The following is a 24,891-nucleotide window of genomic DNA, read 5'->3' as shown; positions in this document are numbered from 1 at the left end:
CGATCATGACGAGTGGCACGGATGCCACCCATCGCAGGAAACGTGCCATCATCACCGGCATGGCTTTCCGATCGGTGGCGGCGTACGCGCCCCAGGGCGTGCTGGCGTTCTCGCTCGGGCTGGTCGGCGAGGTCTTCACCGGCCGGTTCGACTTCGCCGTCTGCACCGACCGGCCCGGCCCGCTGCGCACCGACCTCGGGCTCGACGTGCGCGTGGACGACGGGCTCGACCGGCTGGCCGCTGCCGATCTGGTGCTGGCCCTGCCAGGCGGCCGGTTCCGGGCACCCCCGCCGGCGTCGGCCGCGGCAGCGCTCCGAGCGGCACATGCCCGAGGCGCGATCGTCGCCGCGCACTGCGTCGGGGCGTACACGCTGGCCGCGGCCGGCCTGCTCGACGGGCGGCGGGCCACGACGCACTGGCGGTTCGCCGCCGACTTCGCCGAACGGTTCCCGGCCGTGCGGCTCGCCGCCGACGTGCTCTACGTCGACGAGGGCTCCGTCGTCACGGGCGCGGGCGCGGCCGCCGGGGCGGACATGTGCCTGCACCTGGTTCGCCGGGAACACGGCGCCGCGGCCGCGAACGAGATCGCCCGGGAGATGGTGATCCCGCCGCACCGCGAGGGCGGCCAGGCGCAGTACGTGGCAGCGCCCGTCCCCGATGGCGCGGACGACGAACGGCTCGGCGCGGTGCTGGCCTGGGCGCGGGACAACCTGCACCGGCGGCTGACCGTCGACGAGCTGGCCGCCCGCGCGCTGGCCAGCCGGCGCACCTTCCTGCGCCGGTTCGCCGACGCCACCGGATCCACGCCGCATGCCTGGCTGCTGGCGCAGCGGCTGAACCGCGCCGAAGAGCTGCTGGAGACCACCGACCTGCCGGTCGAGGAGGTGGCCCGCCGAGTCGGTTTCACGTCGGCGGCCATCCTGCGCGAGCACTTCACGCGCCGCCGCGGCGTGCCCCCGCGCACGTACCGCCGCGCCTTCCAGCTGTCTGCCCGCTAGCGCACGTCCCACACCGGCTCGGGGGTCTCGACGACGTCGCCGTCGGCCTGGAACAGCAGGAAGCGGTCGAAGCCCCGGGTGAACCAGCGGTCGTGGGTGACCGCGACGACGGTGCCCTCGAAGCCGGCCAAGCCCTGCTCCAGAGCTTCGGCGCTGGCCAGGTCCAGGTTGTCGGTGGGCTCGTCGAGCAGCAGCAGGGTGACGCCGCTGAGTTCCAGCAGTAGCACCAGGAAGCGGGCCTGCTGGCCGCCGGACAGCGTGCCGAAGCGCTGCTCGGCCTGTTTCGCCAGCTCGTAGCGGTCGAGCACCTTGTACGCGGCCTCGCGGGCCAGCGACGGCCGGTGCGTGTCGCCGCGCCACAGGATGTCGATCAGCTCCTTGCCGGCCAGGTCGGGCCGGTCGTGGGTCTGCGAGAAGTGGCCGGGCACGACCCGCGCGCCGAGCCTCGCGACACCGCTGTGCTTCACGTTCGCGTGCACCGCGCCGTCAGCCGAGCGCCCGGCCTCCTCGCCCCCGCCGTGCGCCTGCTGCGCGAGCAGGCGCAGGAAGTGGGACTTGCCGGTGCCATTCGCGCCGAGCACGGCGAGCCGGTCGCCGTACCAGAGTTCGAGGTCGAACGGGAAGGTGAGGTTCTCCAGTTCGAGCTGCTCGCAGATGACGGCGCGCTTGCCGGTGCGGGAGCCCTTGAGCCGCATCTGGATCTGCTGGTCTTTGGGCGGCAGCGGCGGCGGGCCCGCCTCCTCGAACTTGCGCAGCCGGGTCTGCGCGGCCTGATACCGCGAGGCCAGGCCGTCGTTGTAGGCCGACTTCTGCTTGTACATCAGCATCAGCGCGCGCAGCTTCTCGTGCTCCTCGTCCCAGCGGCGGCGGCGCTCCTCCATGCTGTCGTGCCGGGCGCCCCGCGCCTCGTGCCACGACGCGAACGAGCCGACGTGCGTCCAGGCGCTGCCGCCCTCGACCGCGACGACCCGGTCGGCGGTCTGGTTGAGCAGCTCCCGGTCGTGCGAGACGTACAGCACGGACTTCTTCGACTCGCGCAGCCGCTGTTCCAGCCAGCGTTTGGCGGGCACGTCGAGGAAGTTGTCCGGCTCGTCGAGCAGCAGCACCTCGTCGGTGCCGCGCAGCAGCAGCTCCAGCGCGAAGCGTTTCTGCTGCCCGCCGGACAGGGTGCGCACCGGCCGGTCCCGGCACTCGTCCCAGGACAGGTTCAGGATGAGCGTGGCGACGGTGTCGAACAGCACCTCGGCCTCGTATCCGCCGGCCTCGCCGTACGCCGACAGCGCCTCGGCGTAGTGCAGCTGCGCCTGCTGGGCGCTGCTGGTCAGCTTGCCGCGCGAGTCGGCCACCCGCATCGCCTGCTCGGCCTTGACCAGGCGCGCGCCCGCGGCCTGCAGGCGCGGCTCGACCAGGCCGAGGGCCATCTCGGCGAGCGTCATCTCGGCACCGCCGGGCACCCCGGTCGCGGCCGAGGACCCCAGCATGCCGATGAACTGGCGCATCACCCCGAGGCCGCCGGAGCGCGCTATCGCGCCCGTGGGCACCGCCAGGTCGCCGGAGACCATGCGCAGCAGTGTCGTCTTGCCGGCCCCGTTCGGGCCGACCAGCGCCACCTTGGCTCCCTCGCCGACGCGGAACGACACGTCGGAGAAGAGTTCGCGCCCATCCGGCAGCGTGTACGCCACGCCGGCCACATCCACGTATCCCACGCCGGAATAGTGCCTGATCAGGCCGGTCGGGGGCGAGTCACTTTCAGCACCCGGAACCCCGAGCCGCTGGCGTGCCGTTCGGCCTGCCAGCCCTGGTCGCCCAGCCACTGCTGCAGCGAGTCCGCGCCCTTGTGCTTGGCGACGACCAGCCACGCCGTGCCGTCCGGGGCGAGCCGCGGCAGCCAGCGCAGCAGCAGCTGGTGCAGCTCCTCCTTGCCGATCCGGATCGGTGGGTTGGACCAGATCTGGGTGAACTCGACGTCGGCCGGCACCCCGTCGGGATCGGCGACGCGCACCCGGTCGGCGACCTTCAGCCGCCGGGCGTTCTCCTCGGTCAGCTCGCGGGCCCGCGCGTTGACGTCGACGGCCCACACCTGCGCCGACGGCACGCGCGTGGCCAGGACCATGCTGATCGGGCCGTAGCCGCACCCGAGGTCCAGAAAGTTTCCGGTGACCTCCGCGCCGGGTAGCGGGCCCTTCTTCAGCAGCACGGTCGTGCCCGGGTCGAGCCGCGTCGCGGAGAACACCCCACCCGCTGCGACCAGGTCGTACTCGTGACCCTCGATACTGAAAACGACCTCGTGCGGGCGCGCCGACGCGCCCGGCTCCGCAGTGAAGTAATGCTCGCCCACCCGCACATTCTCCCCCGAACGGACGGACTCACCGGCCGCAGGGTTATTGGCGACTGTGTCGTCCATTACGCTGTGCGACATGGCTCACGGCTACGGCACCGGTTCGGGGGACTGGCCGCCATCTTCCCGTCGTGACCCGCGCGACCGAGACACGCCCGGTCCCCGCTTACCCGGGGACACGGGTGCCGGTCGGCACGGGTCACCACGCGACAGCGCCCATGACTCTGAGTCACCAAGCCGGACAGGTGGGGCCGGCCGACGCCGCGCCGCCGAGCCGACGCAGAACCCCGACCGGTTCAACGGCTTCCAGGAGCGCAAACCCCCGCACGAACATCCCGGTGTCCCGCCCGGCCGGGCAGGCGGGCGGCCCGTGCCGCCGCCGCAGCCCGCCCGCGGGCAGGGTCCCGGGCTCGTGCCGGGATCGCGCACCCCGGCCGCGCCGCACGGATACGAACCGCCGCGCCGCGGCGAGCCGCGGACAGACGAACCGCCCCGGCGCAACGTGCCCGGGGAGCCGCCCGGTGCCCGCAACGGCGCGCTGGCGCGTCCACGGGGCGTCGAGGACCCTCCACCCACCATGCGGCGCGGATTCGCGCCAGGCGGCCCCACGGCCGCCCCGCCGCGGCGCAACGTCGCCGAGCCGCGCCAACGTTCCGCGCCGCCCGCAACCCCCGTCTCCCCCGGCGTCGGCGCGCCCGGTGGCATGCCGCCGCGCACCGCGCCGAACCCGGCGATGCCGGTGCGGGTCGTGCCGCCGCCACCCACCCGGCCCACCGTCACGCCGCCGCCTCCACCACCGCCGCGGCGCACCGGGCCGCGTCCGGCCGGCGCGGGCGAGCCCGGCGTGGCCGCCGGCTGGCAGCGGCTCGCGGTGAACCCGAACATGTCCGCACGCTGGAAGAAGGCGCTGAGCGTGCTCGGTGTGCTCGCCGTGCTGACGGTGTGCGGGGTCGGATCCTTCCTGATGGTGCTGGACGAGAAGCAGGGCACCGGCGCGCAGGCCAACACCTCGCCGCCGCCGACCGCCACGCCCGTCGACATCACCTCCCGCGAGATCGACCCGAAACCGCTGACCGCGGGCGAGGTCTTCCCGGGCAAGCAGATCGTCATCGACCCGAACAAGCCGACCGAGGTGTACACGGTCATCAAGCCGCAGGTGCTCACCGACTGCCGGGCGGCCGCCAGCGGCGAGATCAGCAAGCTGATCACGAAGCTCGGCTGCTCCCAGGTGGTCCGCGGCACGATGCGCTCCCCGAACGGGGCCTACCTGGTCACCGGCGGCATCGTGAACCTGGACACGGTCGCCAACGCGGAGAAGGCGTACGAGGCGATCAAACCGATCGTCGACGAGGGCAAGGGACGCTTCCTCGGCTACGCCCCCGACCGCCAGGACAAGAAGAGCATCACCAAGCCGCTGGCCCTGGCCTCGACCCATGCCGGCTGGAACATCCGCGGCCACTATCTGGTCTACTGCGTGATCGCCCGATCCGACGGCGGCGAGATCCCGATCGGCGACCCGTTCGCCAAGCAGATCCTCTTCGACGTGATCGAGTTCTACTTGCGCGGCAAGGTCCTCGAGGAACGCGCCAGCGACCCCATCACCACCAGCGGCGCTCCCACCCCCGCCGCCAGCTGAGGGCAAAGGAAGGGCACCTTCACAACGCTCCGCGTTGTAGAAGGTGCCCTTCTTAACGTCACCGCAGCCCTGAGCTGCGCGGTTGCGATGCTGCGGGTGGTGACGGCCGGGCCGGTCAGGACGGCCGGTCGGTGGGCTGCGCGGCCGCGGCCGCCCGTAGGCCCGCGGGCACGCCGCGCAGGTTGCGGGTCTGCTCGGCGCGGGCCGCGAACTCCGCCTCGTCCGGGTAGCCCACCGCGATCAGGTTCAGGCCGTGCGGCGGAGCGACCAGCACGTCGCTGACGCGTTCGGTGCGGGTCAGCAGCGACGCCGGCCAGTCCGGCTCCCGGCGGCCGTCGCCGGCCGTCAGCATCGCGCCGACCAGGCTGCGCACCATCGCCTGGCAGAACGCGTCGGCCTGCACCGTCGCGGCCAGTACGCCGTCCGGCTCGCGCCGCCACGACATCGCGGTGATGTGCCGGATGGTGGTCGCGTGCTCCTTGCGCTTGCAGAACGCCGCGAAGTCGTGCTCCCCGCACAGCCCCGCCGCGGCCGCGTTGAGCCGGTCCAGGTCCAGCGGGCGCAGCCAGAACAGGGTGTCGTGGCGGCGCAGCGGGCTCGGACCGGACTCCGTGTCGACGACCCGGTATTCGTAGCGCCGCCACATCGCCGAGAACCGCGCGTCGAACGTCGGCGGCACCTCCCGGGCCGCCCACACCCGCACGTCCCCCGGCAGCAGCCCGGCCAGTCGGCGCACCAGCGAGGGTGCGAGCGCCTGCCAGCGCTCGTCGGGCAGGTCGACGTGGCAGACCTGCCCAGTGGCGTGCACTCCGGCGTCGGTGCGGCCGGCCACGGTCAGGCCGGTCGGGTTGCCCGGCCCGAACACCTTCTCCAGCTCGGCCAGCAGCACCCCGGCGACCGTACGCCGACCCGGCTGCGCCGCCCAGCCGGAGAAATCCGTGCCGTCGTAACCGACGTCCAGCCGTACCCGCGCCATCTCCTGCTCCTCCTACGCGCCTCGACACGAACGCGGGGCCAGCCCGCGGAAACGGCGAAGCTCCCCTCCCGGCTGCGCGCGCAGCGGGAGAGGAGCTCCGACCGATGGAACTCAGGCCTTGTCGGCGGCCTCGTCGGCGTCGCCGGCCTCGCCGGACAGAACGGCGACCTTGTCCTCCTGGGCGGCCTTCTTGGCCTGGGCCTTGGCAGCCTTCGCCGGCGCCGCGGGCGCCGCCACCTCGAGCTCCTCGACCAGCTCGATGATCGCCATCGGAGCGGCGTCACCCTTGCGCGGGCCGGTCTTCACGATCCGCGTGTAGCCACCGTTGCGGTTCGCGAAGCGCGGGGCGATCTGCTCGAACAGGGCCACGAAGACGTCCCGCTCGGGGATCGACTTGCGAACCTCGCGGCGAGCCGCCAGGTCGTCCCGCTTGGCCTTGGTGATGAGGCGCTCGGCCAGCGGGCGCAGCCGCTTGGCCTTGGTCTCGGTGGTGGTGATGCGGCCGTGCTTGAACAGCGACTGGGCCAGGTTGGCCAGGATCAGCTGCTCGTGCGCGGGGCTGCCCCCGAGGCGGGGACCCTTGGTGGGCGTGGGCATTGGTGCTCCTTGATGTCTATCCGAGCTGCCGAGGCAGGTTCGGTTACAGCTGCTCGGTCTCGCGGTAGTCGTCAGTGTCGTAGTCGGCGTCGCCGTAGGAGTCCACGACGTGGGCCGGGTCGAAGTTCGGAGCCGAGTCCTTCAGCCCCAGACCCATCCCGGCGAGCTTCATCTTCACCTCGTCGATGGACTTCTGCCCGAAATTCCTTATGTCGAGCAGGTCCGCCTCGGTGCGCCCGATGAGCTCACCGACGGAGTTGATGCCCTCGCGCTTGAGGCAGTTGTACGAGCGGACGGTCAGGTCCAGCTCCTCGATCGGCAGCGCCAGGTCGGCAGCGAGCTGCGCGTCCTGCGGCGACGGACCGATGTCGATGCCCTCGGCGGTCTCGTCCAGCTCACGGCACAGCCCGAACAGCTCCACCAGGGTGGAACCGGCCGACGCCAGCGCGGTCCGCGGCGAGATGGACGCCTTCGACTCGACGTCGATGATCAGACGGTCGAAGTCGGTGCGCTGCTCGACACGGGTCGCCTCGACGCGGTACGTCACCTTGAGCACCGGCGAGTAGATCGAGTCGACCGGAATGCGGCCGATCTCGGCGCCGGCGTTCTTGTTCTGCGCCGCCGTGACGTAGCCGCGGCCCCGCTCGACGGTCAGCTCCATGTCGAGCCGGCCCTTGCCGTTCAGGGTCGCGAGCTTCAGGTCCGGGTTGTGCACGGAGACACCGGCCGGGGGCTGGATGTCGCCGGCGGTCACGTCGCCAGGGCCCTGCTTGCGCAGGTACATGCTGACCGGCTCGTCGTGCTCCGACGAGACGCACAGGTCCTTGACGTTCATGACCAGCTCGACCACGTCCTCCTTGACACCGGGGATCGTGGTGAACTCGTGCAGCACACCGTCGATCTTGATGCTGGTGACGGCCGCGCCCGGGATCGAGCTGAGCAGCGTACGACGCAGCGAGTTGCCGAGGGTGTAGCCGAACCCGGGCTCGAGCGGCTCGATGGTGAACCGGGAGCGGGTCTCGTTGATCGACTCTTCGGTGAGAGTCGGCCGCTGAGAGATAAGCACTGGTGAACTCCTATACGTTGGGCGCCCACTATTTGACGCCACGCGTAATGGCGGCCGGTGCGGCAAAACGCCGCACCGGCCAGAGCACTACTACTTGGAGTAGAGCTCGACGATCAGCTGCTCCTGGACCTGGGTGTCGATCACCTGGCGGGCCGGAAGCGAGTGAACGAGAACCTTGAACTGGCTGGGGATGACCTCCAGCCAGGCCGGGACGCCACGCGAGCCGGCCTCGGCCTGCGCCACCACGAACGGCGTGAGCTCGCGGGACTTGGTCCGGACCTCGACGATGTCGTGCTCGGCGACGCGGTACGACGGGATGTCGACCTTCTTGCCGTTGACCAGGAAGTGACCGTGCTTCACGACCTGACGGGCGTGGTCACGGGACTTGGCCAGGCCGGCCCGGTAGACCACGTTGTCGAGACGCGACTCGAGGATCTGCAGCAGAACCTCACCCGTCTTGCCCGACTTGCGGTTGGCCTCTTCGTAGTAGCCGCGGAACTGCTTCTCCAGCACGCCGTAGATACGACGGGCCTTCTGCTTCTCACGAAGCTGCAGCAGGTACTCGGACTCCTTGGTACGACCGCGGCCGTGCTGGCCGGGCGGGAAGGGGCGCGACTCGAACGGGCACTTCGGCCCATCGCACTTGCTGCCCTTGAGGAACAGCTTGACCTTCTCACGACGGCAACGGCGGCAGTCTGCGCCGGTGTAACGAGCCATTTGTCTATCTCCCCTTAGACCCGGCGCCGCTTGGGCGGACGGCATCCGTTGTGCGGCTGCGGCGTGACGTCGGAGATCTGTCCGACCTCGAGACCGGCAGCGGTCAGCGAACGGATGGCGGTCTCACGGCCAGAGCCCGGACCCTTGACGAACACGTCGACCTTGCGCATGCCGTGCTCCATCGCGCGACGCGCGGCGGCCTCGGCGGCCAGCTGGGCGGCGAACGGAGTCGACTTGCGCGAGCCCTTGAAGCCGACCTGGCCGGCGGAGGCCCACGAGATCACAGCACCGGTCGGGTCCGTGATGGACACGATGGTGTTGTTGAACGTGCTCTTGATGTGCGCCTGCCCGTGGGAGACGTTCTTGCGTTCTTTGCGCCGGACCTTCTTGACTGCGGCCCCAGCGCGTGCCTTGGGTGGCATATCTTTATGCGCTCCTTCTAGATGCGATTGCTACGGACAGGCTTACTTCTTGCCGGCCTTCTTCTTGCCGGCCACGGTGCGCTTCGGGCCCTTGCGGGTACGAGCGTTCGTGCGAGTGCGCTGTCCACGGACAGGCAGGCCCTTGCGGTGCCGGATGCCCTCGTAGCAACCGATCTCCACCTTGCGGCGGATGTCAGCGGCGACCTCGCGGCGCAGGTCGCCTTCAACCTTGAAGTTCGCTTCGATGTAGTCACGAAGCTGGACGACCTCTTCGTCGGTGAGGTCCTTTGCCCGCTTGTTCGGGTCGATGCCCGTGGCGGAGCAAAGCTGCGCCGAGCGGGTGCGGCCGATGCCGTAAACGTAGGTAAGCGCGATCTCCAGCCGCTTTTCGCGGGGGAGATCGACGCCGACGAGACGTGCCATGGTGGGCTGCTCCTCGTAGCTTGCGGAGGTCTGCGCCCGATCCATCCCCCACCTGCCCAGGTGGGGCCCCGGCCTCCGACCGGGGGTTGATCCGCAGAGCTGTCCGACAAGTCGGAGCGTTCCCGCGGCTGGAACGAGCTATTGCTGGTGATGCTGCAACGACAGGCGTCGCCAGGGAGCTGGAATCAGCCCTGGCGCTGCTTGTGGCGCGGGTCGTCACAAATGATCATGACCCGGCCGTGCCGACGGATGACGCGGCACTTGTTGCAGATCTTCTTGACACTCGGCTTGACCTTCACGGCTCGCCTTTGCTGCTATTCCCGGCCCGCACAGCGTCGAGCCAGGGAAAGACGGACACGGACTCACCCCGGTGGAGTCAGTTCGATTACTTGTAGCGGTAGACGATCCGCCCGCGGGTGAGGTCGTACGGCGAGAGCTCGACGACGACCCGGTCCTCGGGCAGGATGCGAATGTAGTGCTGACGCATCTTGCCGCTGATGTGGGCCAAGACCTTGTGGCCGTTAGCGAGCTCGACCCGGAACATGGCGTTCGGGAGTGGCTCGATAACCCGGCCCTCGATCTCGATGGCCCCGTCCTTCTTCGGCATATCCTCCGCTACCTGACATAGGGTGAATTGGGTCGGCCCACCTGGTCCATCGCGATCCGGGGATCCGGATCACGCCAGCCGCGGTTCCGCCCGACCCCCGAAGCGCGGGGAGCATGGCAGAGTGGACGCGGTGCGCCGATTGGCCAGTCTACGCCCACCTCGGCATCGATACCAAACCACCCCCCGACCCCCGCGGCCGGGAGTGTCGAACCCCACAGGGTCAGGCGGTGGCGGAGGAGGTCAGCAGGTCGCCGAGGCGGGCGCGGCCGCCGTCGGGGGCGGTGAGGACCCAGACGCCGTCCTCGAACAGGCCGATGGAGTGCTCGACGTGCGCGGCGTGGGAGCCGTCCGTGGTGACGACGGTCCAGCCGTCGTTCAGCTCGGCGGTGCGGGCGGAGCCCATCGTGATCATCGGCTCGATGGCCAGGGCCATGCCCGGGACCAGCTGCGGGCCGCGGCCGGGGCGGCCGTGGTTGTGGATGTGCGGCTCCTGATGCATGGCCGTGCCGATGCCGTGGCCGCCGTACCCCTTGACGATGCCGTACTTGCGGGGCGCCTTGCGCACCGCCGACTCCACGGCCCACGAGATGTCGGTCAGCCGTCCGGTGCCCGAACGCACCCCGCGCGCCGCGGCGGCGATGCCGGCCCACATCGAGTCCTCGGCCACCTCGGCCATGCGCAGCAGGTCCGGGCGGGTCTCCCCCACGCCGACGGTGATGGCGGCGTCGCCGTGCCAGCCGTTCAGGATGGCCCCGCAGTCGATGGAGATCAGGTCACCCTCGGCCAGCACGTGCTTGGGGTTCGGAATGGTGTGCACGATCTGCTCGTTCACCGACGAGCAGATGGTCCCCGGAAAGCCGTGGTAGCCCTTGAACGACGGGATGGCGCCGTGCGACCGGATCACGTCCTCGGCGACGGCGTCCAGCTCCGCGGTGCTGACCCCGGGCTTGACCGCATCGCGGGCCGCGGCCAGCGCCGCCGCCACCACGAGCCCGGCAGCGCGCATCAGGTGCAGCTGCTCCGGCGTCTTGATCTCGATGTCCATGCTCGGCCGTCGCCTTCCCCCGCCGGATCGGTCGCACCGGGCGTTTCCTGCCCGGCGGGGACCGTCCGGCGCTTTCGTCGCCTCATGTCCGCGGGACGAGCCGCCCGCCGTCGCGCTGACGGCGGCAGCCCGCCGCCCCGCCGACACGCACCCGACCGGGATCGGTCATCGCGTGTACAGCAGGAGCGGTCATGATCCCTGCAGGCGCCGGCCCCACCGCCGAACGCCAGGCAATGCTACGCGCTGAACGAGCGCAGCTCGTTGATGGCCCGCTCGGTGACGTCCTCCACCGGCCCGGTGGCGTCGATCCCGACCAGGCGGCCCTGCGCGCCGTAGTGGTCGACCAGGGGGGCGGTGTCGCGGGCGTACACCTTCAGCCGCTCCGCGATCGTCTCGGCCTTGTCGTCGTCGCGCTGGTAGAGCTCGCCGCCGCAGCGGTCGCAGAGTCCCTCACGGCTCGACGCGTCGAACTCGATGTGCCAGATCTTGCCGCAGCCGTGGCAGGTGCGCCGACCGGACAGCCGCCGGATGACCTCGTCGTTGTCGACGATGAGCTCCAGCACCAGGTCCAGGTTCGCGCCCGTGTCGGCCAGCATCTTGTCCAGCGCCACGGCCTGGGGCACGGTGCGCGGGAAGCCGTCGAGCAGGAAACCGTCGGCGGCGTCCGGCTCGGCGAGCCGGCTGCGCACCATGTTGATGGTGACCTCGTCCGGCACCAGGCCGCCCGCGTCCATGTAGCGCTTGGCCTCCAGGCCGAGCGGGGTGCCCTGCGAGACGTTGGCCCGGAAGATGTCACCCGTCGAGATCTTGGGCACGGACAGGTGCGAGGCGATGAACTCCGCCTGCGTCCCCTTGCCCGCGCCGGGCGGACCCACCAGCACCAGCCTCATCGTGACACCCCTCCAAAACCGGCGAACCGGCGGCGCGAGAACGCGCCGCCGATCCGCTGCGCCCGCTTGCTCACCGAAGGAATCCCTCGTAGCTGCGCTGCATGAGCTGGCTCTCGATCTGCTTGACCGTCTCCAGACCCACGCCCACCATGATCAGCACCGCGGTGCCGCCGAAGGGGAAGTTCTGGTAGGCCTGGGAGTCGAGCCAGATGAAGAACAGGTTCGGCAGGATCGCGATGATGCCGAGGTAGAGCGCGCCCGGCAGGGTGATCCGGCTCAGGATGAAGTCGAGGTAGTCGGCGGTGGGCTTGCCCGGCCGGATACCCGGCACGAAGCCGCCGTACTTCTTCATGTTGTCCGCGATCTCGGTCGGGTTGAACGTGATCGAGACGTAGAAGTACGTGAAGAAGATGATCATCAGGAAGTAGAGCAGGATGTAGCTCCACTTGCTGGGGACGGTCAGGTAGTCACGCAGCCAGATCTGCACCGCGCCCGGGTTGTTCTGGTCCATGAACTGCAGGGCCAGCGTGGGCAGGTAGAGCAGCGAGGACGCGAAGATGACCGGGATGACACCCGCCTGGTTGACCTTCAGCGGGATGTAGGTCGAGGTGCCGCCGTACATGCGCCGGCCGACCATGCGCTTGGCGTACTGCACCGGGATGCGGCGCTGCGCCTGCTCGATGTACACCACCAGCGCGATGACCACGACGACGAGCGCCAGCACGCCGACGAAGCCCCACCAGCCCTTGGACTCCTTGAGCTGCCAGCCCTCACTGGGAAGGCGGGCGGCGATGGAGGTGAAGATCAGGACGGACATGCCGTTGCCCACACCGCGGTCGGTGATGAGCTCGCCGAGCCACATCACGACGCCGGTGCCGGCGGTCATGGTGACGACCAGCGCGGTCAGCGTGACCCACTGCGGCATCTGGGTGTTCGGCACGATCGGGAACGCGTCGCACGCGCCCTGGAACAGCTGGCCGGAGCGCGCCAGGGCCACGAAGGCCGAGGACTGCAGGACGGCGAGGCCCAGGGTCAGGTAGCGGGTGTACTGGGTGATCTTCGCCTGGCCGGACTGGCCCTCCTTGCGAAGCTGCTCCAGGCGCGGGATGACCACGGTGAGCAGCTGCAGGATGATCGACGCCGTGATGTACGGCATGATGCCCAGCGCGAAGACCGACAGGGACAGCAGAGCGCCGCCGGAGAAGAGGTTAAGGAGCGTGAAGACGCCGTTCTCGGCACCCGACTCCATGGCGGTGATGCACTTCTGCACGTTCCCGTACGAGACACCGGGGCTGGGCAGCGTGGCACCGAGGCGATAGAGCGCGATGATCCCGAGCGTGAACAGAATCTTCTTGCGCAGGTCAGGCGTCTTGAACGCACTGACAAAAGCGGAGAGCAACTTCTTCCTCCTGCGCGCGGCACCGGGGGCCGGTGGCTGTCGTGTAAAGGGGCGTGACTGGGTGTGTGGTGCGAGCCGTGACCGTTACGGTCGGCCTTCACCGCGCCACGCGCAGTTTACGCGTAGCTGGGATCGGACTCTAACAGTCCCGACCCTCAATGGTCAGGTCTGCACGGCACATATCTGTGCCAGCCTAGGCCTTGGCAGCGCTCGTGCCCAGTGGCGACGACCTGCGTCTTGCCCAGAAAGGCCGGAAGCCGAGCGTGGCGCCCGACCTAGGTCGGTCGGGCGCCACGTCTGCGACTGTACTTACAGCTCCGTCACGGAGCCGCCGGCAGCGGCGATCTTCTCCTTGGCGGAGGCGCTGAAACCGTGCGCCGACACCTGGAGCTTCACGCCGCCCAGCTCGCCGGTGCCGAGCACCTTGACCGGGTGGCCCTTGCGGACGGCACCGGCCTCGGCCAGCTCCAGCGGGCCGACCTGGCCGCCGTTGGGGAACAGCTCGGCGAGCCGGTCCAGGTTCACGACCTGGAACACGACCTTGAACTTGTTCCGGAAGCCCTTCATCTTCGGAAGCCGCATGTGGATAGGCATCTGCCCACCCTCGAACGACGGCTTCACCTGGTAACGGGCCTTCGTACCCTTGGTACCGCGACCGGCGGTCTTGCCCTTGGAGCCCTCACCACGACCCACACGGGTCTTGGCGGTCTTGGCACCGGGCGCCGGGCGGAGGTGGTGGATCTTGATCGTCATTACTCAACCTCCTCGACCTTCACGAGGTGGCTGACCGCGAAGATCATGCCCCGAATCTCGGGACGGTCCTCTTTCACCACCACGTCGTTGATCCGCTTGAGCCCGAGCGAACGCAGCGACTCGCGCTGGTTGCGCTTGCGCCCGATGTCGGACCGCAACTGGGTGACCTTCAAACGTGCCATGGTTACGCACCCGCTCCCGCACGCGCGGCCAGCAGCGCGGCCGGCGCGACGTCCTCGACCGGCAGCCCGCGGCGAGCCGCGATGGCCTCCGGGGACTCCAGCATCTTCAGCGCGGCGACCGTGGCGTGCACGATGTTGATCGGGTTCGAGGAGCCGAGGCTCTTCGACAGCACGTCGTGGATGCCCACGCACTCCAGCACGGCACGCACCGGGCCGCCGGCGATGACACCCGTACCGGCGCTGGCCGGCTTGAGCAGCACCACACCGGCCGCCGCCTCACCCTGCACCGGGTGCGGGATGGTGGAGCCGATCCGGGGAACCCGGAAGAAGTGCTTCTTGGCCTCCTCGACACCCTTGGCGATCGCCGCGGGCACCTCCTTGGCCTTGCCGTAGCCGACGCCGACGTTGCCCTCGCCGTCGCCGACGATCACCAGCGCGGTGAAGCTGAAGCGCCGACCGCCCTTGACGACCTTGGCGACACGGTTGATCGTGACGACGCGCTCGAGGTGCGGGGTCTTCTCGACGGGCGCGTTGCCGCGACCGTCGCCGCGGCCACGGCGCTCGCGACCACCGCGGTCGCCGCCCTCAGTGTTACCGGAACCCGTGCCCCGGCGTTGTGGTCCTGGCATTATCCCAGCCACCTTTCCTAGAACTCGAGTCCAGCACCGCGTGCGGCATCCGCCAGAGCCGCGATGCGGCCCGCGTAGCGGTTGCCACCGCGGTCGAAGACGACCTTGGTGATTCCGGCGGCCTTCGCCCGGTCGGCGAGCAGAGCGCCCACCTTGCCGGCGATGGCGCTCTTGTCGCCCTCGGCGCCCTTGATCGAGGCGTCCATGCTCGAGGCGGACACCACGGTGTGACCCTTGGTGTCGTCCACGATCTGAACCCAGATGTGGCGCAGCGTGCGGGTGACGACCAGGCGGGGGCGCTCGGCAGTGCCGCTGAGGTTCCGGCGGATGCGGAAGTGCCGACGCGCCTTGCCGACGGCCCGCTTGGCGGCGACGCCGTTGCGGCGCTTGAGCAGCGTGGCGGTCACTTCTTACCTGCCTTTCCAGCCTTACCGGCCTTACGGCGGATGACCTCGCCCTGGTACTTGACACCCTTGCCCTTGTAGGGCTCCGGCGGGCGGATCTTCCGGATGTTGGCGGCAACCTCGCCGACAAGCTGCTTGTCGATGCCGGTGATGTGGAACAGCGTCGGCCGCTCCACCGTGAAGGTGATGCCCTCCCGCGGCTGCACCACGACCGGGTGCGAGAACCCGAGAGCGAACTCCAGGTCGGCGCCCTTGGCCGTGACACGGTAACCGGTGCCGTTGATCTCCAGGCTCTTCTTGTAGCCCTCGGTGACGCCGACGATCATGTTGGCGACCAGGGTACGGGAGAGACCGTGCAGCTCCTTGGCACGACGCTCATCGTTCGGGCGGGTGACGAGCAGCTCGCCGCTCTCACCGCGCTCCGCGATGATCGGCTCGCTGAGCGTGTGCTCGAGCGTGCCCTTGGGGCCCTTGACCTTGACGGTCTGGCCATCGATGGTGATCTCGACGCCGGAAGGCACCGGGATCGGCTTACGTCCGATTCGCGACATTGCAGACCTTCCTCACCAGACGTAGGCGAGGACTTCCCCGCCCACCCCGCGCTTACGGGCCTGCCGGTCGGTGAGCAGCCCCTGAGACGTCGAAATAATCGCCACACCCAGACCGCCGAGAACACGCGGCAGCTCCGGGGACTTGGCGTAAACCCGCAGGCCGGGCTTGGAGACACGCCGGATGCCGGCCAGGCTCCGCTCCCGGTTCGGGCCGAACTTCAGTTCGACGATCAGGCTCTTGCCGACGGCACCCTCGGCGGGCTCCTCGACAGCCCAGGCGGCGATGTAGCCCTCGGCCTTGAGAACCTCGGCGACGTTCGCCTTGATCTTCGAGTAGGGCATCGCCACCCGGTCGTGGTACGCCTGGTTGGCGTTGCGCAGACGCGTGAGCATGTCTGCAATCGGGTCGGTCATCGTCATTGTTTATCAGCCTTTCTCGCCGCGGTTCCCGGTGTCACACCGGGCCTACGGCGAAGGGGAAGCCTTGGATTTACCAGGAAGCCTTGGACACGCCGGGGAGCTCACCCTTGTGAGCCATGTCCCGAACACAAACCCGGCAGAGCCCGAACTTGCGGTAGACGGCCTTCGGCCGGCCGCACTTCTGGCACCGGGTGTACGCGCGCACCGCGAACTTCGGCTTGGCCGCAGCCTTGATGATCAGCGCCTTCTTGGCCATGTGCTCAGTTCTCCTTGAACGGGAAGCCCAGGAGCTTGAGCAGCGCCCGGCCCTCATCGTCGGTCTTGGCGGTGGTCACGAGCGTGATGTCCATGCCCCGGACCGCATCGATCTTGTCCTGGTCGATCTCGTGGAAGACCGACTGCTCAGTCAGACCGAAGGTGTAGTTGCCGTGACCGTCGAGCTTGCGCCCGTCCAGACCGCGGAAGTCGCGGATACGCGGCAGCGCGATCGAAAGCAGCCGGTCCAGGAACTCCCACATCCGGTCGCCGCGCAGGGTCACCTTCGCGCCGATCGGCATGCCCTCACGCAGCTTGAACTGCGCGATGGACTTGGTGGCCTTGCGGATCAGCGGCTTCTGGCCGGTGATCGCGGTGAGGTCGCGGACCGCACCGTCGATCTTCTTCGAGTCACGGGCCGCCTCGCCGACGCCCATGTTGACCACGATCTTCACCAGGCCCGGCACCTGCATCGGGTTGGCGAAGCCGAACTGCTCGCGCAGCTGGCCCGCAACCTCGGCGCGGTAACGCTCCTTGAGACGAGGCATGGTCTTGGTCTCGGTCGCCGTCGTCATCACAGCTCCTTGCCGGTGCGACGGGAGACGCGAGTCTTCACGCCGTTCTCGTCGATCTTGTAGCCGACCCGGACGGGCTTGCCGTCCTCGACGACCATCACGTTGGAGACGTGGATGGGCGCCTCCTGGGTGATGATGCCGCCGGTCTTGGCGCCACGCTGGGTGGTACGGATCTTCTCGTGCTTGGTGATCCGGTTAACGCCCTCGACCAGGATCTTCTCGGTCCGGGGGTAGGCCGCGATGACCGTACCCTCCTTGCCCTTGTCCTTGCCGGCGATGACCTTGACCTTGTCGCCCTTCTTGACCTTCATGGTCACAACACCTCCGGGGCAAGGCTAATGATCTTCATGAAGCGCTTGTCCCGCAGCTCACGGCCAACCGGGCCGAAGATACGGGTGCCGCGCGGGTCCCCGCCGTCCTTGATGATGACGGCGGCGTTCTCGTCGAAGCGGATGTACGAGCCGTCGGGACGGCGCCGCTCCTTGACGGTGCGAACGATGACCGCCTTGACGACGTCACCCTTCTTCACACCGGCACCGGGGATGGCGTCCTTGACGGTGGCCACGATGACGTCGCCGATGCTCGCGTAGCGCCGACCCGAACCACCGAGAACGCGGATGCACAGAATCTCCCGGGCACCCGTGTTGTCGGCGACTCGCAGTCGCGACTCCTGCTGGATCACGTCAACTCCTGTATGTCTGCCGGTTCTCCGCCCGCCCGGTCAGGGCGGGCGGAGCCTGGCGGAACTCGAACCACCCGGAACGCCCTGCTGGGCGAACCGGACGGTTATCTGAACTTCTCGGCCGCTAGGCGGCCGGCGAACCTGCCGGAGGCAGGGTCACTTGGCCTTCTCGAGGATCTCCACGACCCGCCACCGCTTGGTGGCGGACAGCGGGCGGGTCTCCATGAGCAGCACCCGGTCGCCGATGCCGCACGCGTTCTGCTCGTCGTGCGCCTTCAGCTTGCTGGTCCGGCGGAGAACCTTGCCGTACAGCGAGTGCTTGACCCGGTCCTCGACCGCCACGACGACGGTCTTGTCCATCTTGTCGCTGACGACCAGACCCTCGCGTACCTTACGCCGGTTCCGCTCGACTGCGTTCTCGTTGGTCTCGCTCATGTTCCCTACGCCACCTCAGTAGGCGCGGCCGAGAGCCCCAGCTCACGCTCGCGCATGATCGTGTAGATCCGGGCGATCTCGCGACGGACCACATCCAGCCGACGGTTGTTGTCGAGCTGGCCGGTCGCACCCTGGACGCGGAGGTTGAACAGCTCCGCCTTGGCCTCCCGCAGCTTCGCGACCAGTTCCTCGGAGGAACTCTCGCGCAGCTCGGCCGCCTTGGTACCGGCTGCCATCACGCCTCACCCACTTCGCGCTTCACGATTCGGCACTTCATCGGGAGCTTGTGGATCGCGCGGCGCATGGCCTCACGAGCAGTCTCCTCGTTCGGGAACGCCATCTCGAAGAGAATGCGACCCGGCTTGACGTTCGCCACCCACCACTCGGGCGAGCCCTTACCGGAACCCATGCGGGTCTCGGCGGGCTTCTTGGTCAGGGCCTGGTCCGGGAAGACCGTGATCCAGACCTTGCCACCACGACGGATGTGACGGGTCATGGCGATACGCGCCGACTCGATCTGCCGGTTGGTCACGTACGCCGGCTCGAGCGCCTGAATGCCGAACTCGCCGAACACCACCCGGTTGCCGCCCTTGCTCCGACCGGAACGGTCAGGGTGATGCGGCTTGCGGAAGCCATTCGGAGGCTTACGCGGCATCAGCATTGTTCAGCCCTCCTGCTCAACCGGCGCGGCCGGAGCCACGTCGGCGCTGTCCTTGGTGAGCTCCGCGGCGGCCGCACGGCCGGCCTCGGTGCCTGCACCGGTCGTGCCGGTGGCACCCGAACGGCCACGGCGCGGTCGCTCGGACCGCTCGCCGCCACGGCCTTCACGGCGCTGGCGGCCCGGGGCCTCGGCCGGGGTCTCGCGACCCGGCACGGCGTCACCCTTGTAGATCCAGACCTTCACGCCGATGCGGCCGAAGGTCGTACGGGCCTCGAAGAAGCCGTACTCGATGTTGGCGCGCAGCGTGTGCAGCGGCACGCGACCCTCACGGTAGAACTCCGTGCGGCTCATCTCAGCGCCGCCGAGGCGGCCCGAGACCTGCACCCGGATGCCCTTGACCATGGGGTTCTTCATGGCCGACTGGATCGCCTTGCGCATCGCCCGGCGGAACGCCACGCGGCCCGAGAGCTGCTCGGCGATGCCCTGCGAGACCAGCTGAGCGTCCGACTCGGGGTTCTTGACCTCGAGGATGTTCAGCTGGACCTGCTTCTTGGTGAGCTTCTCGAGCTCGCCGCGCAGGCGCTCGGCCTCCGCACCCTTACGGCCGATGACGATGCCCGGCCGGGCGGTGTGGATGTCGATGCGGACCTTGTCACGGGTGCGCTCGATCTCGACCTTCGAGATACCGGCGCGCTCGAGGCCCTTGGCCATCATGCGGCGGATCGCGACGTCCTCGCCGATGTAGTCCTTGTAGAGCTTGTCGGCGTACCAGCGGGACTTCCAGTCGGTCGAGATGCCGAGCCGGAACCCAATCGGGTGGACTTTCTGACCCATTACTTGGTCTCCTCCTGCTCGGCGGCCTCAACCTCGGGCTTCGCGGCGGCCTTGGTGGCCTTGGCCGGCGTCGCCTTCGCGGCGGCGGTGGCCTTGCGGACCGGCGCCTTCGGCGCGACTGCCTCCACCTCGACGGTGATGTGGCAGGTGCGCTTGCGGATCCGGTACGCCCGGCCCTGCGCCCGCGGCCGGAACCGCTTCAGCGTCGGGCCCTCGTCCACGTAGGCGGCGCTGACCAGCAGCGCGTCCGGGTCGAGACGCTCGTTGTTCTCAGCGTTGGCGATGGCGCTGGCCAGCACCTTGTAGACCGGCTCGCTCGCCGCCTGCGGCGCGAACTGCAGCACCGTCAGTGCCTCCTTCGCGGGCAGACCGCGGACGAGGTTGACCACACGGCGCGCCTTGGTGGCGGACAGGCGCACGTGGCGGGCGACCGCACGGGCGCCCGGCGCGGCCTGCGCGTCATTCGTAGGCATCGTGTTTCCCCTAAATCCTTATTACGGTCCGCCGCGTCAGCGGCGACGGCTCTTCCGGTCGTCCTTCTCGTGACCCTTGAACGTCCGGGTCAGTGCGAACTCGCCGAGCTTGTGCCCGACCATCGCCTCCGACACGAACACCGGGACGTGCTTGCGCCCGTCGTGCACGGCGATCGTGTGACCCAGCATGTCCGGGATGATCGTCGAACGCCGCGACCAGGTCTTGATGACGTTCTTGGTGCCCTTCTCGTTCTGCACTTCCACCTTCTTGAGCAGGTGGTCGTCGATGAAGGGGCCCTTCTTCAGGCTGCGAGGCATCTGTCAGCTCTCCCTATTACCCGCGCTTGCGGGTGGCGTAGCGGCGGCGGACGATCAGCTTGTCGCTCGCCTGGCCCTTGCGGCGGGTGCGACCCTCGGGCTTGCCCTTCGGGTTCACCGGGTGGCGACCACCGGAGGTCTTACCCTCACCACCACCGTGCGGGTGGTCGACCGGGTTCATGGCGACACCACGGACGGTCGGGCGCTTGCCCTTCCACCGCATACGACCGGCCTTGCCCCAGTTGATGTTCGACTGCTCGGCGTTGCCGATCTCGCCGACCGTCGCGCGGCAGCGGACGTCCACCTTGCGGATCTCGCCCGAAGGCATACGCAGCGTGGCGTAGTCCTCCTCGCGGCCCAGCAGCTGGATGCCGACACCGGCCGAGCGGGCCAGCTTGGCGCCGCCACCCGGACGCAGCTCCACGCAGTGCACGGTCGTACCGACCGGGATGTTGCGCAGCGGCAGGTTGTTGCCCGGCTTGATGTCGGCGCCGGGGCCGGACTCGACCAGGTCGCCCTGCTTCAGGTCCTTCGGCGCGACGATGTAGCGCTTCTCGCCGTCGACGTAGTGCAGCAGCGCGATGCGCGCGGTGCGGTTGGGGTCGTACTCGATGTGCGCGACCTTGGCCGGCACGCCGTCCTTGCCCACCCGGGTGAAGTCGATCAGACGGTACTGACGCTTGTGGCCGCCGCCCTGGTGCCGCGTGGTGATACGGCCGTGAACGTTACGGCCGCCCTTCTTCGGCAGCGGAACGACGAGCGACTTCTCCGGCGTCGACCGGGTGACCTCGGTGAAGTCGGCGACGCTGGAGCCACGGCGACCGGGCGTCGTCGGCTTGTACTTACGGATACCCATTGTCTTATACCCCTCAGCTCACCGGTCCGCCGAAGGCTTCGATGCGGTCGCCTTCGGCGAGCTTCACCATCGCGCGCTTCGTCGCCTTGCGCTGACCCCAGCCGGTGCGGGTGCGCTTGCGCTTGCCCTCACGGTTGAGCGTGTTCACGGTCAGCACCCGAACATTGAAGATCTGCTGAATAGCGATCTTGATTTCGGTCTTGTTCGCGTCCGGGTGCACCAGGAAGGTGTACCAGTTGCGGTTGAGCTCGCCGTAGCTCTTCTCCGAGACCACCGGAGCGACGATGATGTCGCGCGGGTCGGCAATCGTCGTCACTTGGAACCCTCCTCAGCGGGCACGCCCAGGAACTCCTCCAGCGCCTCGGTGGTGAAGACCACCGCGTCGCTGACGAGCACGTCGTACGTGTTGAGCTGCCCGGCCTCGATCAGGTGCACCTGCGGCAGGTTGCGCAGGCTCACCCAGTTGATCTCGTCGTTGGCGCCCAGCACGACCAGCACGCGGCGGGCGTCGCCCGCGACCTTCTGGACCGTCGCGAGGGCGGCCTTCGTCGACGGCGTCTCGCCGGCCACGAACGCGTCGACCACGAACAGCACGCCGTTGCGGGCCCGGTCCGACAGGGCGCCACGCAGGGCGGCGGCCTTCATCTTCTTCGGGGTCCGCTGGCTGTAGTCACGCGGCACCGGGCCGTGGACCACGCCACCGCCGGCGAACTGCGGCGCGCGGATCGAGCCCTGACGGGCGCGACCGGTGCCCTTCTGCTTGTACGGCTTCTTGCCGCCACCGGCGACCTCGCCGCGGCTCTTCGCCTTGTGCGTGCCCTGGCGCGCGGCGGCCAGCTGGGCCACCACGACCTGGTGCATCAGCGAGATGTTCGCCTGCACGTCGAAGATGTCGGCGGGCAGCTCGACCGAGCCGCTCTTGGCGCCCTCGGCGCTGATCACGTCAACCGTGGTCACTTCGCGGCACCACCCTTCTTCTTCGTCTTGGCGGCGGTGCGAACGAGCACCAGCGCACCCTTCGGGCCCGGGATGGCGCCCTTCACGAGCAGCAGGTTGTTCTCGGTGTCCACGGCGTGCACGGTGAGGCCGGGCGCGGTGTAGCGCACGCCACCCATGCGGCCCGCCATGCGGACGCCCTTGAACACACGACCCGGCGTGGCGCAAGCGCCGATCGAACCGGGCGAGCGGTGCTTGCGCTCGACACCGTGGCTGGCCTTGAGGCCGTGGAAGCCGTGGCGCTTCATGACACCGGCGAAGCCCTTGCCCTTGGTCTTGCCGGTCACGTCGATGGCCTGTCCGGCCGCGAACGTGTCGACGGTGACCTCCTGGCCGAGCTCGTACGAGTCCGCGTCAGTGGTGCGCAGCTCGACGATGTGCCGGCGGGGGGCGACGTTCGCCTTGGCGAAGTGGCCCGCCTTGGGCTGGCTCACCTTGCGCGGGTTGATCGCGCCGAAAGCCAGCTGAACGGCCTGGTAGCCGTCCTTCTCGGTGGTACGAACCTGGGTGACGACGCACGGGCCGGCCTGCACCACGGTCACGGGGACGACTTTGTTGTTGTCCCAGACCTGAGTCATGCCGAGCTTGGCGCCCAGGATGCCCTTAACTTGCCTGTCCATCAGTCCGGTCCCTACAGCTTGATCTCGATGTCGACGCCAGCCGGCAGATCGAGTCGCATGAGCGAGTCGACCGTCTTCGGGGTCGGGTCGATGATGTCGATCAGACGCTTGTGCGTGCGCATCTCGAAGTGCTCGCGCGAGTCCTTGTACTTGTGCGGCGAACGGATCACGCAGAAACGGTTGATCTCCGTGGGCAGTGGCACCGGCCCTGCGACCTGCGCACCCGTACGGGTCACCGTCTCGACGATCTTCCGTGCCGAGGAATCGACGACCTCGTGGTCGTAGGCCTTGAGCCGGATGCGGATCTTCTGTCCCGCCATGGTGGCTTCTGTTTCCTTCTCTCAAGCCGCTACCTGCGGCGGCAGACGGTGGGGCCTGCCCCCTGTCCGACCCCCGCGGTCGGGCGTGTCGCGCGCTGAACCAGACTGATTCCCTATTAAAAGGTCATTTGCCTTGGCTCAACGGGCATCACGCCCGATCACAGGAGCTTCACGTCAGAGGCCCGAAGACCCCCACGTCACGCGACCCGGCACACCCGGCGCAACTCGAAGCTGCTCTGGGCGCGACCGGTCGCAACGCAACCTGTTCATTATGCCGTATCGGGTACGGCATTGTGAAATCAGGGTGCCGGGGCTCACTAAAACAGGCCCGACCTGCGTACATGTAAAGGTGCGGGCGCCCCACCCGAGAGCGGGGCGCCCGCGTAGATCACTTGGTGATCTTGGTGACTCGGCCGGCACCGACCGTGCGGCCACCCTCGCGGATCGCGAAGCGGAGGGTCTCCTCCATGGCGATCGGCTGGATGAGCTTCACGGACATCTCGACGTTGTCGCCGGGCATGACCATCTCGGTGCCCTCGGGCAGCGTGACGACACCGGTGACGTCGGTGGTGCGGAAGTAGAACTGCGGCCGGTAGTTCTGGAAGAACGGGGTGTGACGGCCACCCTCCTCCTTGGAGAGGATGTAGACCGACGCCTCGAACTCCGTGTGCGGGGTGGTCGTGCCGGGCTTGACCACGACCATGCCGCGCTCGACGTCCTCGCGCTTGATGCCACGCAGCAGCAGACCGACGTTCTCGCCCGCGCGGGCCTCGTCGAGCAGCTTGCGGAACATCTCGATGCCGGTGCAGGTGGTCTTCATCGACTTCTCGCGAATACCGACGATCTCGACCTCCTCGTTCGGCTTGAGGATGCCGCGCTCGGCGCGACCGGTGACGACGGTGCCACGACCGGTGATCGTGAAAACGTCCTCGATCGGCATGAGGAACGGCTTGTCGACCTCACGCTCGGGCTGCGGGATCGCGGAGTCGACCGCGTCCATCAGGCCCATGAGCGCGTCGGACCACTTCGGGTCGCCCTCGAGCGCCTTCAGCGCGGAAACCCGGACGACCGGCAGGTCGTCACCCGGGTACTCCTGCGCCGACAGCAGCTCGCGGATCTCGAGCTCGACCAGCTCCAGCAGCTCCTCATCGTCGACCATGTCGCTCTTGTTGAGCGCCACGACGATGTAGGGCACGCCGACCTGACGGGCGAGCAGCACGTGCTCGCGGGTCTGCGGCATGGGGCCGTCGGTAGCGGCGACCACCAGGATGGCGCCGTCCATCTGGGCGGCACCGGTGATCATGTTCTTGATGTAGTCAGCGTGACCCGGGCAGTCAACGTGCGCGTAGTGCCGGTTCTCCGTCTGGTACTCGACGTGCGCGATGGAGATCGTGATACCACGAGCCTTCTCCTCCGGCGCCTTGTCGATCTCGTCGAACGGGGTGTACGGGTTGAGTGCCGGGAACTTGTCGTGCAGGACCTTAGTGATGGCCGCCGTCAGCGTCGTCTTACCGTGGTCGATGTGACCAATGGTGCCGATGTTGACGTGCGGCTTAGTCCGCTCGAACTTCGCCTTCGCCACTGGTGTCCTCCTGTGGACTGTTGGTTCGTTCGCCCGACGGCGCCGACTGGCGCTTAGGACCTTTGCCCGCCGGGGTCGCCGGCGCTTCCTTGCTGTGCTGAGACCGTGGAGAACTCAGCCGTGGGGGGGGGGGGGGGGGGGGGGGGCGCCCCCGCCCCCCCCCCCCCCCCGGGGCGGGTGAATGTAATTAGATGGACCGGGATGGGGGGAGCGGCCGGGGGGTGGGGGTTT

Annotated in this window: 37 protein-coding genes; 2 read left to right on the top strand and 35 right to left on the bottom strand. The window is 68.8% G+C overall.

What is annotated here, in order from left to right; genetic code table 11:
* Positions 1-59: 59 nt before the first annotated feature.
* Positions 60-998 (top strand): helix-turn-helix domain-containing protein, encoded by a 939-nt coding sequence (locus tag AB0B66_RS29880; protein WP_360536174.1) that lies wholly within the window; start codon positions 60-62, stop codon positions 996-998.
* On the opposite strand, the gene AB0B66_RS29875 is transcribed toward AB0B66_RS29880, so the two are convergent.
* Positions 995-2,704, bottom strand: coding sequence for an ATP-binding cassette domain-containing protein (locus AB0B66_RS29875; RefSeq protein WP_360536172.1), 1,710 nt, complete (start codon positions 2,702-2,704; stop codon positions 995-997). The two genes, AB0B66_RS29880 and AB0B66_RS29875, sit on opposite strands and share 4 nt — an antisense overlap.
* A gap of 17 nt (positions 2,705-2,721) precedes the next feature.
* A complete protein-coding gene (locus tag AB0B66_RS29870; RefSeq protein ID WP_360536170.1) occupies positions 2,722-3,336 on the bottom strand; it encodes a methyltransferase in 615 nt (204 codons plus the stop codon).
* A gap of 412 nt (positions 3,337-3,748) precedes the next feature.
* Here AB0B66_RS29870 and AB0B66_RS29865 point away from each other — a divergent pair, with 412 nt between their 5' ends.
* Positions 3,749-4,972, top strand: coding sequence for a hypothetical protein (locus AB0B66_RS29865; protein ID WP_360536168.1), 1,224 nt, complete (start codon positions 3,749-3,751; stop codon positions 4,970-4,972).
* A gap of 115 nt (positions 4,973-5,087) precedes the next feature.
* Here the strand turns inward: AB0B66_RS29865 and truA are convergent, their stop codons facing one another.
* The 33 genes from truA to tuf all read right to left on the bottom strand — a co-directional run bounded on the left by truA (position 5,088) and on the right by tuf (position 24,660).
* On the bottom strand, positions 5,088-5,948 hold the full coding sequence (gene truA, locus AB0B66_RS29860; RefSeq protein ID WP_360536166.1) for a tRNA pseudouridine(38-40) synthase TruA: 861 nt from the start codon (positions 5,946-5,948) through the stop codon (positions 5,088-5,090).
* 111 nt (positions 5,949-6,059) lie between these two features.
* Positions 6,060-6,545: a 50S ribosomal protein L17 gene (gene rplQ / locus AB0B66_RS29855; RefSeq protein ID WP_360536164.1), complete on the bottom strand. Its 486-nt coding sequence runs from the start codon at positions 6,543-6,545 to the stop codon at positions 6,060-6,062.
* Between the two features lie 43 nt (positions 6,546-6,588).
* Positions 6,589-7,611, bottom strand: a complete 1,023-nt coding sequence (locus tag AB0B66_RS29850; RefSeq protein ID WP_120317120.1) for a DNA-directed RNA polymerase subunit alpha — start codon at positions 7,609-7,611, stop codon at positions 6,589-6,591.
* Between the two features lie 90 nt (positions 7,612-7,701).
* Complete coding sequence (gene rpsD, locus AB0B66_RS29845) at positions 7,702-8,328, bottom strand: 30S ribosomal protein S4 (protein WP_360536162.1); 627 nt, start codon at positions 8,326-8,328, stop codon at positions 7,702-7,704.
* A gap of 14 nt (positions 8,329-8,342) precedes the next feature.
* Complete coding sequence (gene rpsK / locus AB0B66_RS29840) at positions 8,343-8,750, bottom strand: 30S ribosomal protein S11 (protein WP_120317122.1); 408 nt, start codon at positions 8,748-8,750, stop codon at positions 8,343-8,345.
* 42 nt (positions 8,751-8,792) lie between these two features.
* Entirely contained in the window at positions 8,793-9,173 is a 381-nt protein-coding gene (rpsM, locus tag AB0B66_RS29835) for a 30S ribosomal protein S13 (protein ID WP_144121762.1), read from the bottom strand.
* Between the two features lie 185 nt (positions 9,174-9,358).
* A complete protein-coding gene (gene rpmJ, locus AB0B66_RS29830; protein WP_020520458.1) occupies positions 9,359-9,472 on the bottom strand; it encodes a 50S ribosomal protein L36 in 114 nt (37 codons plus the stop codon).
* A gap of 86 nt (positions 9,473-9,558) precedes the next feature.
* Positions 9,559-9,780 (bottom strand): translation initiation factor IF-1, encoded by a 222-nt coding sequence (infA, locus tag AB0B66_RS29825; protein WP_007073013.1) that lies wholly within the window; start codon positions 9,778-9,780, stop codon positions 9,559-9,561.
* 220 nt (positions 9,781-10,000) lie between these two features.
* On the bottom strand, positions 10,001-10,825 hold the full coding sequence (gene map, locus AB0B66_RS29820) for a type I methionyl aminopeptidase (protein WP_360536160.1): 825 nt from the start codon (positions 10,823-10,825) through the stop codon (positions 10,001-10,003).
* 236 nt (positions 10,826-11,061) lie between these two features.
* Positions 11,062-11,715, bottom strand: coding sequence for an adenylate kinase (locus tag AB0B66_RS29815; protein WP_360536158.1), 654 nt, complete (start codon positions 11,713-11,715; stop codon positions 11,062-11,064).
* A 70-nt stretch (positions 11,716-11,785) separates the two neighbouring features.
* Positions 11,786-13,114, bottom strand: coding sequence for a preprotein translocase subunit SecY (gene secY / locus AB0B66_RS29810; protein WP_360536156.1), 1,329 nt, complete (start codon positions 13,112-13,114; stop codon positions 11,786-11,788).
* A 309-nt stretch (positions 13,115-13,423) separates the two neighbouring features.
* Positions 13,424-13,867, bottom strand: a complete 444-nt coding sequence (rplO, locus tag AB0B66_RS29805; RefSeq protein ID WP_360536154.1) for a 50S ribosomal protein L15 — start codon at positions 13,865-13,867, stop codon at positions 13,424-13,426.
* Complete coding sequence (rpmD, locus tag AB0B66_RS29800) at positions 13,867-14,049, bottom strand: 50S ribosomal protein L30 (protein ID WP_120317127.1); 183 nt, start codon at positions 14,047-14,049, stop codon at positions 13,867-13,869. Before rpmD ends, rplO begins: the two co-directional genes overlap by 1 nt.
* Before the next feature lie 2 nt (positions 14,050-14,051).
* Positions 14,052-14,678: a 30S ribosomal protein S5 gene (rpsE, locus tag AB0B66_RS29795; RefSeq protein WP_360536152.1), complete on the bottom strand. Its 627-nt coding sequence runs from the start codon at positions 14,676-14,678 to the stop codon at positions 14,052-14,054.
* A 17-nt stretch (positions 14,679-14,695) separates the two neighbouring features.
* Complete coding sequence (gene rplR, locus AB0B66_RS29790) at positions 14,696-15,073, bottom strand: 50S ribosomal protein L18 (RefSeq protein ID WP_344350371.1); 378 nt, start codon at positions 15,071-15,073, stop codon at positions 14,696-14,698.
* Between the two features lie 8 nt (positions 15,074-15,081).
* Positions 15,082-15,633, bottom strand: coding sequence for a 50S ribosomal protein L6 (gene rplF / locus AB0B66_RS29785; RefSeq protein ID WP_360536150.1), 552 nt, complete (start codon positions 15,631-15,633; stop codon positions 15,082-15,084).
* 12 nt (positions 15,634-15,645) lie between these two features.
* Positions 15,646-16,053: a 30S ribosomal protein S8 gene (rpsH, locus tag AB0B66_RS29780; protein ID WP_120317131.1), complete on the bottom strand. Its 408-nt coding sequence runs from the start codon at positions 16,051-16,053 to the stop codon at positions 15,646-15,648.
* Positions 16,054-16,123: 70 nt separating this feature from the next.
* On the bottom strand, positions 16,124-16,309 hold the full coding sequence (locus tag AB0B66_RS29775) for a type Z 30S ribosomal protein S14 (protein WP_120317132.1): 186 nt from the start codon (positions 16,307-16,309) through the stop codon (positions 16,124-16,126).
* Between the two features lie 4 nt (positions 16,310-16,313).
* Positions 16,314-16,883 (bottom strand): 50S ribosomal protein L5, encoded by a 570-nt coding sequence (rplE, locus tag AB0B66_RS29770; RefSeq protein ID WP_360536147.1) that lies wholly within the window; start codon positions 16,881-16,883, stop codon positions 16,314-16,316.
* Complete coding sequence (rplX, locus tag AB0B66_RS29765) at positions 16,883-17,200, bottom strand: 50S ribosomal protein L24 (protein ID WP_120317134.1); 318 nt, start codon at positions 17,198-17,200, stop codon at positions 16,883-16,885. The genes rplE and rplX overlap by 1 nt, the downstream gene beginning before the upstream one ends.
* Complete coding sequence (rplN, locus tag AB0B66_RS29760; protein ID WP_117226249.1) at positions 17,197-17,565, bottom strand: 50S ribosomal protein L14; 369 nt, start codon at positions 17,563-17,565, stop codon at positions 17,197-17,199. Before rplN ends, rplX begins: the two co-directional genes overlap by 4 nt.
* A gap of 156 nt (positions 17,566-17,721) precedes the next feature.
* Positions 17,722-18,000, bottom strand: coding sequence for a 30S ribosomal protein S17 (gene rpsQ, locus AB0B66_RS29755; RefSeq protein ID WP_203692225.1), 279 nt, complete (start codon positions 17,998-18,000; stop codon positions 17,722-17,724).
* A gap of 5 nt (positions 18,001-18,005) precedes the next feature.
* Positions 18,006-18,236 carry a 50S ribosomal protein L29 gene (gene rpmC / locus AB0B66_RS29750; RefSeq protein ID WP_120321522.1) on the bottom strand — a complete coding sequence of 77 codons (231 nt, stop codon included), beginning with the start codon at positions 18,234-18,236 and terminating at the stop codon, positions 18,006-18,008.
* Positions 18,236-18,661, bottom strand: a complete 426-nt coding sequence (gene rplP / locus AB0B66_RS29745; protein ID WP_203741717.1) for a 50S ribosomal protein L16 — start codon at positions 18,659-18,661, stop codon at positions 18,236-18,238. The genes rpmC and rplP overlap by 1 nt, the downstream gene beginning before the upstream one ends.
* 3 nt (positions 18,662-18,664) lie before the next feature.
* Entirely contained in the window at positions 18,665-19,495 is an 831-nt protein-coding gene (gene rpsC / locus AB0B66_RS29740) for a 30S ribosomal protein S3 (RefSeq protein WP_166384871.1), read from the bottom strand.
* Positions 19,495-19,968: a 50S ribosomal protein L22 gene (rplV, locus tag AB0B66_RS29735; protein ID WP_203692227.1), complete on the bottom strand. Its 474-nt coding sequence runs from the start codon at positions 19,966-19,968 to the stop codon at positions 19,495-19,497. Before rplV ends, rpsC begins: the two co-directional genes overlap by 1 nt.
* Before the next feature lie 36 nt (positions 19,969-20,004).
* Positions 20,005-20,286, bottom strand: a complete 282-nt coding sequence (gene rpsS / locus AB0B66_RS29730; protein ID WP_120317139.1) for a 30S ribosomal protein S19 — start codon at positions 20,284-20,286, stop codon at positions 20,005-20,007.
* 16 nt (positions 20,287-20,302) lie between these two features.
* Positions 20,303-21,142 (bottom strand): 50S ribosomal protein L2, encoded by an 840-nt coding sequence (gene rplB, locus AB0B66_RS29725; protein ID WP_203692228.1) that lies wholly within the window; start codon positions 21,140-21,142, stop codon positions 20,303-20,305.
* 13 nt (positions 21,143-21,155) lie between these two features.
* Positions 21,156-21,458 (bottom strand): 50S ribosomal protein L23, encoded by a 303-nt coding sequence (gene rplW, locus AB0B66_RS29720; protein WP_120317141.1) that lies wholly within the window; start codon positions 21,456-21,458, stop codon positions 21,156-21,158.
* Positions 21,455-22,099, bottom strand: a complete 645-nt coding sequence (rplD, locus tag AB0B66_RS29715) for a 50S ribosomal protein L4 (protein ID WP_360536143.1) — start codon at positions 22,097-22,099, stop codon at positions 21,455-21,457. Before rplD ends, rplW begins: the two co-directional genes overlap by 4 nt.
* Positions 22,096-22,758: a 50S ribosomal protein L3 gene (gene rplC / locus AB0B66_RS29710; protein WP_360536141.1), complete on the bottom strand. Its 663-nt coding sequence runs from the start codon at positions 22,756-22,758 to the stop codon at positions 22,096-22,098. Before rplC ends, rplD begins: the two co-directional genes overlap by 4 nt.
* An 11-nt stretch (positions 22,759-22,769) precedes the next feature.
* The gene (rpsJ, locus tag AB0B66_RS29705) at positions 22,770-23,078 is read right to left on the bottom strand and encodes a 30S ribosomal protein S10 (protein ID WP_007073037.1); all 309 of its coding nucleotides are present in this window, start codon (positions 23,076-23,078) and stop codon (positions 22,770-22,772) included.
* A 388-nt stretch (positions 23,079-23,466) separates the two neighbouring features.
* On the bottom strand, positions 23,467-24,660 hold the full coding sequence (gene tuf / locus AB0B66_RS29700) for an elongation factor Tu (protein ID WP_360536139.1): 1,194 nt from the start codon (positions 24,658-24,660) through the stop codon (positions 23,467-23,469).
* Positions 24,661-24,891: the final 231 nt, after the last annotated feature.

The sequence above is a fragment of the Catellatospora sp. NPDC049111 genome (assembly GCF_040648615.1).
GTDB lineage: Bacteria > Actinomycetota > Actinomycetes > Mycobacteriales > Micromonosporaceae > Catellatospora > Catellatospora aurea.
The sequence above is the reverse complement of the archived record's forward strand: the minus strand, read 5'-3'. Positions and strand labels throughout refer to the sequence as shown.

What these genes read in the sequence shown, in the direction of transcription:
- AB0B66_RS29880 (WP_360536174.1), top strand. Translation starts at nt 60, where the DNA reads ATGGCTTTCCGATCGGTGGCGGCGTACGCGCCCCAGGGCGTGCTGGCG.
- truA (WP_360536166.1), bottom strand. Translation starts at nt 5,948, where the DNA reads ATGGCGCGGGTACGGCTGGACGTCGGTTACGACGGCACGGATTTCTCC.
- rplQ (WP_360536164.1), bottom strand. Translation starts at nt 6,545, where the DNA reads ATGCCCACGCCCACCAAGGGTCCCCGCCTCGGGGGCAGCCCCGCGCAC.
- rpsD (WP_360536162.1), bottom strand. Translation starts at nt 8,328, where the DNA reads ATGGCTCGTTACACCGGCGCAGACTGCCGCCGTTGCCGTCGTGAGAAG.
- rpsK (WP_120317122.1), bottom strand. Translation starts at nt 8,750, where the DNA reads ATGCCACCCAAGGCACGCGCTGGGGCCGCAGTCAAGAAGGTCCGGCGC.
- rpsM (WP_144121762.1), bottom strand. Translation starts at nt 9,173, where the DNA reads ATGGCACGTCTCGTCGGCGTCGATCTCCCCCGCGAAAAGCGGCTGGAG.
- infA (WP_007073013.1), bottom strand. Translation starts at nt 9,780, where the DNA reads ATGCCGAAGAAGGACGGGGCCATCGAGATCGAGGGCCGGGTTATCGAG.
- map (WP_360536160.1), bottom strand. Translation starts at nt 10,825, where the DNA reads ATGGACATCGAGATCAAGACGCCGGAGCAGCTGCACCTGATGCGCGCT.
- AB0B66_RS29815 (WP_360536158.1), bottom strand. Translation starts at nt 11,715, where the DNA reads ATGAGGCTGGTGCTGGTGGGTCCGCCCGGCGCGGGCAAGGGGACGCAG.
- rplO (WP_360536154.1), bottom strand. Translation starts at nt 13,867, where the DNA reads ATGACGATCAAGATCCACCACCTCCGCCCGGCGCCCGGTGCCAAGACC.
- rpmD (WP_120317127.1), bottom strand. Translation starts at nt 14,049, where the DNA reads ATGGCACGTTTGAAGGTCACCCAGTTGCGGTCCGACATCGGGCGCAAG.
- rpsE (WP_360536152.1), bottom strand. Translation starts at nt 14,678, where the DNA reads ATGCCAGGACCACAACGCCGGGGCACGGGTTCCGGTAACACTGAGGGC.
- rplF (WP_360536150.1), bottom strand. Translation starts at nt 15,633, where the DNA reads ATGTCGCGAATCGGACGTAAGCCGATCCCGGTGCCTTCCGGCGTCGAG.
- rpsH (WP_120317131.1), bottom strand. Translation starts at nt 16,053, where the DNA reads ATGACGATGACCGACCCGATTGCAGACATGCTCACGCGTCTGCGCAAC.
- AB0B66_RS29775 (WP_120317132.1), bottom strand. Translation starts at nt 16,309, where the DNA reads ATGGCCAAGAAGGCGCTGATCATCAAGGCTGCGGCCAAGCCGAAGTTC.
- rplE (WP_360536147.1), bottom strand. Translation starts at nt 16,883, where the DNA reads ATGACGACGGCGACCGAGACCAAGACCATGCCTCGTCTCAAGGAGCGT.
- rpsQ (WP_203692225.1), bottom strand. Translation starts at nt 18,000, where the DNA reads ATGAGCGAGACCAACGAGAACGCAGTCGAGCGGAACCGGCGTAAGGTA.
- rpmC (WP_120321522.1), bottom strand. Translation starts at nt 18,236, where the DNA reads ATGGCAGCCGGTACCAAGGCGGCCGAGCTGCGCGAGAGTTCCTCCGAG.
- rplP (WP_203741717.1), bottom strand. Translation starts at nt 18,661, where the DNA reads ATGCTGATGCCGCGTAAGCCTCCGAATGGCTTCCGCAAGCCGCATCAC.
- rpsC (WP_166384871.1), bottom strand. Translation starts at nt 19,495, where the DNA reads ATGGGTCAGAAAGTCCACCCGATTGGGTTCCGGCTCGGCATCTCGACC.
- rplV (WP_203692227.1), bottom strand. Translation starts at nt 19,968, where the DNA reads ATGCCTACGAATGACGCGCAGGCCGCGCCGGGCGCCCGTGCGGTCGCC.
- rpsS (WP_120317139.1), bottom strand. Translation starts at nt 20,286, where the DNA reads ATGCCTCGCAGCCTGAAGAAGGGCCCCTTCATCGACGACCACCTGCTC.
- rplB (WP_203692228.1), bottom strand. Translation starts at nt 21,142, where the DNA reads ATGGGTATCCGTAAGTACAAGCCGACGACGCCCGGTCGCCGTGGCTCC.
- rplC (WP_360536141.1), bottom strand. Translation starts at nt 22,758, where the DNA reads ATGGACAGGCAAGTTAAGGGCATCCTGGGCGCCAAGCTCGGCATGACT.
- rpsJ (WP_007073037.1), bottom strand. Translation starts at nt 23,078, where the DNA reads ATGGCGGGACAGAAGATCCGCATCCGGCTCAAGGCCTACGACCACGAG.